This window comes from Hyphomonas sp., from assembly GCF_040882205.1.
Classification (GTDB): Bacteria; Pseudomonadota; Alphaproteobacteria; order Caulobacterales; family Hyphomonadaceae; genus Hyphomonas.
The window spans coordinates 14,612-19,354 of the sequence record NZ_JBBEBT010000230.1 but is presented as its reverse complement, the minus strand read 5'-3'; the positions used below and the strand labels follow the sequence as shown (position 1 = coordinate 19,354).

General features: G+C 64.5%; 5 protein-coding genes. 3 read left to right on the top strand and 2 right to left on the bottom strand.

The window, feature by feature from the left end; genetic code table 11:
* A partial coding sequence (locus tag WEA77_RS09775) for a fumarylacetoacetate hydrolase family protein (protein WP_368067686.1) occupies window positions 1-818 on the bottom strand: 818 nt, incomplete at its 3' end.
* A 154-nt stretch (window positions 819-972) separates the two neighbouring features.
* On the opposite strand from WEA77_RS09775, the gene WEA77_RS09770 reads away from it, so the two are divergent.
* Window positions 973-2,586, top strand: coding sequence for a DUF262 domain-containing protein (locus tag WEA77_RS09770; RefSeq protein ID WP_368067688.1), 1,614 nt, complete (start codon window positions 973-975; stop codon window positions 2,584-2,586).
* Between the two features lie 301 nt (window positions 2,587-2,887).
* Here the strand turns inward: WEA77_RS09770 and WEA77_RS09765 are convergent, their stop codons facing one another.
* A complete protein-coding gene (locus WEA77_RS09765) occupies window positions 2,888-3,088 on the bottom strand; it encodes a hypothetical protein (RefSeq protein ID WP_368067685.1) in 201 nt (66 codons plus the stop codon).
* Between the two features lie 147 nt (window positions 3,089-3,235).
* Here WEA77_RS09765 and WEA77_RS09760 point away from each other — a divergent pair, with 147 nt between their 5' ends.
* Window positions 3,236-4,003: an SDR family oxidoreductase gene (locus WEA77_RS09760; protein WP_368067684.1), complete on the top strand. Its 768-nt coding sequence runs from the start codon at window positions 3,236-3,238 to the stop codon at window positions 4,001-4,003.
* Window positions 4,004-4,142: 139 nt separating this feature from the next.
* Window positions 4,143-4,616, top strand: a complete 474-nt coding sequence (locus WEA77_RS09755; RefSeq protein ID WP_368067683.1) for a PaaI family thioesterase — start codon at window positions 4,143-4,145, stop codon at window positions 4,614-4,616.
* Window positions 4,617-4,743: the final 127 nt, after the last annotated feature.

Sequence of the window (4,743 nt, the reverse complement as noted above, 5' to 3'; positions counted from 1 at the left end):
GTCTCCGGTTCCTCCACAACTTTATTCTCGATATGGCCGAGCCCGTCGATCTCGACACGCACTGTGTCGCCCGCCTTCAGCCATTTCGGCGGGTCGAAACCGGCGCCGACGCCCGCCGGCGTTCCGGTATAGATGACGTCACCCGGCTCCAGCGTGAACGCGGCGGTCAGGTGTTCGATCTGCGCAGCGATGTCGTGGATCATCTGCGCAGGCTTGCCGGACTGGCGCAGCTCGCCATTGATGTAAGTGCGGATCTCGGCGCCGGAAATGTCGCCGGCTTCGTCCAGTGTCACCAGCGCCGGGCCGAAAACGGCGTGGGTGTCGAAGCCCTTGCCCATGATCATCGTCTGGCTGGCCTTCTGCCAGTCGCGCACCGAATAGTCCCCGCCAACGCAGAAGCCTGCCACGATCTCCATCGCCCTTGCGCGCGGCACATGCCGGCCATGCTTGCCGATCACCACGACCAGTTCGCCTTCATAATCGAGCTGCGCGGAGACCTTTGGCAGGTGCACGGCTTCATACGGACCGTTGACGGCGGTGGCCTGCTTGTTGAACCACTTTTGCACTTCCGGTCTGGACGTATTGACGAAGCTGACGCTTTCGGCGGCGTGGGCGGCATAGTTGACACCGATGCCAAGGATCTTGCCAGGGCGCGCGATCGGCGCCAGCAGGCGGAGTGATGCCAGCGGCAGCGGATCGCCGGCTGAGTTTCCTTCCAGCGCCTCGGTAAGCGTTGCGCCCGCTACAGGGACGATCTGATCCGCTTCCAGACGGCCGAATGCACCGACGCTTCCCCGTTGGAACCTGACCAGTCGCATGGCGTTACTCTCCTGTCACACTCTGGCGCGATTTACCTTGCAAACCGTTCATGTCTCGTTGTGAACGCCTTTGGCAAGGGCTAGGAAGACGGCCTTGCAGAGGGGTAGGCGCATGCATCTCGGCGTTCGCGCGCAGGAAAGCTCGTTGAGCGATGTGTTTGCGCCCGGCGAGCGGCTGCGCATGCCGCCTTACCAGCGCAGCTATTCGTGGGGAGAGCAGGAAGCGCTTGAGCTGCTGGGCGACTTGCAGGAAGCCACCGAGGCGCAGAACCCTCACTTCATCGGCGCGGTCGTTTTCGTGCACGGTGAGGAGCCGGGCGTTCTGGAAATCGTCGACGGCCAGCAGCGCCTGACGACCCTCACTATCCTCCTCTGCGTGCTGCGCGACCTTGAGCCCGACAAGGACCGCGCCCGCAAGCTGCACATGCTGATCGCCGATGAGGCGCGTCCGATCCTCGGAGAAGGCGCCAACTGGCGCATTGCCCTGAATTACCAGGACGGCGCCTTCTTCCGCGACACCGTACAGCGCCCGGGCGCAACCCTGACGCTCGACGCTGACCCCGGCGAGAGCGAAAGCCAGGCGCGGATGATGGCGAATGCCGCCGTATTCCAGAAGGAACTGGGCAACATCACGCCCGAGCAGCTCCGCGCGCTGACCGAGATTGCCATGAATGGCTGCGCCCTCGTGCGCGTCGTGGTGGACAACAAGGACCAGGGCTTCAAGGTGTTCCGTGTGCTGAATACACGCGGAAAGGAGCCAGGCGCGCATGATATCATCAAGACCGAACTGTTCCAGCGCGCGAAGTTCACCTCCGCCGAAGCCGCCCGCTATGCCGAGCGCTGGGCCGAGCATGAAGCCACGCTTGGTGGCACGGCCTTCGACGACCTGCTGCGCCAGATCCGCACCATCTTCGACCGCGGCACGAAGGGCGACATCGTCGCAGCCTTCCAGAAAGGCGCGTTGGCGAAATTCGATGCGCGCAAGTTCCTCGACGAGATGCTGCCCGCCTATGTGGGCGCCTATCGCCAGATCGAGACAGCGCAGCTGGACGAAAGCCCGCGGTCCGAGGCGATTGCCAGCTGCCTGCACCAGATGCGCGCGCTGGAGCAGCAGAACTGGCGCGCGCCGGCCCTTCACTTCCTGGCCGAGCGCGGCGTGGAAGATACCTCGGCGCCGGAATTCTTCCAGAACCTCGAACGCCTCGCCTATGTGATGCAGCTCCTGGTGCATGACCGCGACCAGCGCAGCCGCCGTTTTGCGCGTGTCACCGAAGCGGTACGCAATGACCGTGTGCTGCTCTCGAAGACCGGTCCATTCGCCATCTCGCGCGACGAGGCAAGGAAGACGCGTGAGCGCTTGATCGGCCGGTTTGCCACTTTCGGCCAGCGCCGGGCGATCGCGCTGCGTCTCTGCGCCGCGCTGGCGAGCGGAAAGACCATTCCGCCGGAATCGGACGCAACCGTGGAGCACGTTCTGCCCCGCACGATCCCGGATGACAGCCACTGGATGTTTACCTGGCCGGACGCCGGACGGCGCCGCGAGCAATGCGACACAATCGGCAATTTCGTGCTGCTGACCACCAAGGTGAACCAGAAAGCCGACCGGCTGGACTACCGCGCCAAGAAGGAAATCTACTTCAATGGCGGAGGCGGCCAGGAATTCGCCCTTACCCGCGATCTGATGGAGCAGGACGCCTGGACGCCGGAAATCGTCCGCAAGCGGACGGAGAAGCTCGCCGGCATCCTGGCGGACGCCTGGGGTCTCTAGGCCGGCTTTCTGCTGAGGCGCGGGCCCGCCGAGATCAGAAAATCGACGGCCAGCCCGGCAGCAGCGTGAGGCCTGCCATCGGCAGGAAGGTTTGCCCAGAGCGCAAAGCCAAGGACGGAAAGCCTCAACGCGGAGCCCGTTTCAGGGTGAATTTCATGGTGTGAGTTCTTGAGATGAAAGGTTTCCGGACGGGATTTGTCCGGCGACCGGCGGCACTACGCCGCCCTGTCCCGGCACGCGGTCCTGGCGGTCGTGGCCGGTGTCCGGCGCATCGCCGGCGGCCTTGTCGGCGAGCAGGCTGTCAAGGTCTTTCCCCCAGCCCGCTGGCGCCCTCGGCCATGTCCTTGCCGGGCATGGCGCATACGAAAGCCGCAACATAGCCCGGCCGCGACTGGGCAGCCGCCATAGCCCCCGGCATCAGGGCCCGGGAGATGAGCGCGAGCATGGCCAGCACGCGCGCAAGCAATATGGCGGAACTTCCCCACATGGGTGGCTGGAACATCAGGTTTGCAGTGCGCGCAAACGGTCCGCTTCGCCGCAGGCAAGCCGCTCCCGAAAATTCCCCAACGGAAAGCCTAGCCGATCCGGCCTGCCTCCCCTAGGGTCGCCCCCGCAAACAAGCCTTTAACCAACACAAGGGAGGGCCGCCATGAGCCTGTTCGATCTGAAGGGTAAATCCGCCATCATCACCGGCTCCTCGCGCGGCATCGGCCGGGCGATTGCCGAGGCCATGGCCGACCAGGGCGCCCGCGTCGTCATCTCCTCGCGCAAGCCGGGCCCGTGCGAGGAAGTCGCCGAGGCTATCAACAAGAAGCATGGCGACGGCACTGCTATTGCGATCCCCGCCAATATCTCCTCGAAGGAAGACCTGCAGGCGATGGTCGACGAGACCAACAAGTCTTTCGGCGGAATCGACATCGTCGTCTGCAACGCCGCCTCGAACCCCTATTATGGCCCGATGGCCGGCATCTCGGATGACGCCTTCACCAAGATCCTGCAGAACAACATCATTTCGAACCATTGGCTGATCCAGATGTGCGCGCCGCAGATGCGCGCGCGCAAGGACGGCGCCATCATCATCGTCTCGTCTATCGGCGGCCTGCGCGCCTCGCCGGTGATCGGTGCCTACAACATCTCCAAGGCGGCCGACTTCCAGCTCGCCCGCAACCTTGCCGCCGAGTTCGGCGCCGACAATATCCGCGTCAACTGCATCGCGCCGGGCCTGATCAAGACCGACTTCGCCAAGGCCCTCTGGGACAATCCGGAAACCCTCAAACGCGCCCTCACCGGCACACCGCTGAAGCGTATTGGCGACCCGGAAGAAATAGCCGGTGCAGCGGTCTACCTCGCCTCGAAAGCCGGCGCCTACATGACAGGCCAGATGCTGGTCGTCGACGGCGGCGCCACCGTGACCTGAAAACCCGTAATCCCGGCCAGCCGCTCGCAGAGCGGCGTGCGCCGGGACCTTCCCTCACCAAGAACCGCAAGGAGGTCCCGGATCTTCGCTGCGCTCCGTGCGGGATGACACGCCCGTTCGCTCTTTGCCGGAACCGACCATGACCACCCGCACCGAACTCTCCGCCCAGCAAACCGCATTCTTCGCGCGCCTTCGCTCCGGCGAATGGGAACTGCCGGCCGGCATCCGCAATCTCGGCATCAAGCCGCACGAATGGCTGAAGGAGGTGTCCTATGGCTACACGCGGTATGAATGGCCGAACACCGGCGACCGCGACATCCAGCCGGACCGGGTGTTCGGTGGCTGGGTGGCCGGTCTGTCGGATCATATTGTGTCGATGACGATGGCCAGCGCGCTGGACGACGGCGAATGGTTTACCACGATGGAACTGCAGACCCGCATACTGCGCCCGGTGCCGAACGGACTGATAACCATCGAAGGCCGCCTGATCAGCAGGGGCAAGACCACCGCTCTCGTGGAGGCCGACTGGCGCGACGACAAGGGCCGCCACCTTGCCCGGATCACAGCCGCCAAGGCCATCCGCGCCTATTCTGAGTTGCGCGGGCCCGCCTGAACACACCCCGCATGATCTGCCCTCTGGACAAATCCGCTGCCGCATGGACAAGCCGCAGCAGACACCGGAGTCCTCCCGAATGAGCCTCGATACCCCGCCGCCCCCCAGCCGTGAGCGCGATCCGCTG